Genomic DNA, 608 nt, shown 5'->3' with positions numbered 1-608 from the left:
CGAAAGTGATGAAACCAAGAACACTTGAATGTGTTTGGTGTTAACTCCACAGAGTCAACATTTGAGAACTTTTACAAACAAACTCATTGAGTTTGTTTAGTCAGCTTTCCAGATTTTTAAAGAGCATTTCTCATAAAGAGAATGTGGTACAAAACCACTTTCTAATGACTTTCTTCCCGAATTGGGGCGGCAAAAAGTCGCACCCTGTAAATGTCATTTAAAGGGCCTGCGAGTCCGTTGCAGAAAATGATTAGAGAGTGTGCTTTTTCTTTAGGCAAGGCGAAGTGTTTCGACGTTTAGTTCACTAAACGAGAAAGGCTTCAACGCAGCATAAAGGAAAAGTGGTGGGCGATACCGGGCTCGAACCAGTGACCCCCTCCTTGTAAGGGAGGTGCTCTCCCAACTGAGCTAATCGCCCACATATGTTTGCTTTCACCTTTGAAAAGGCAAAACCCAAACTCAGTTTTACATCCTCTGTGGTAGAAGATGGTGGGTCGTGCAGGATTCGAACCTGCGACCAATTGATTAAAAGTCAACTGCTCTACCAACTGAGCTAACGACCCAGTGGCGTCCCATAGGGGAGTCGAACCCCTGTTACCGCCGTGAAA

2 tRNA genes are annotated in these 608 nt (G+C 44.9%); both read right to left on the bottom strand.

The window, feature by feature from the left end:
• Window positions 1-342 precede the first annotated feature (342 nt).
• Window positions 343-418 (bottom strand) — tRNA-Val (locus tag GCE9029_RS25320).
• A gap of 69 nt (window positions 419-487) precedes the next feature.
• Window positions 488-563, bottom strand: a tRNA-Lys gene (locus GCE9029_RS25315).
• Between the last annotated feature and the right edge of the window lie 45 nt (window positions 564-608).

The organism is Grimontia celer, assembly GCF_900055185.1.
Taxonomy (GTDB): domain Bacteria; phylum Pseudomonadota; class Gammaproteobacteria; order Enterobacterales; family Vibrionaceae; genus Enterovibrio; species Enterovibrio celer.
The sequence above is the reverse complement of the archived record's forward strand: the minus strand, read 5'-3'. Positions and strand labels throughout refer to the sequence as shown.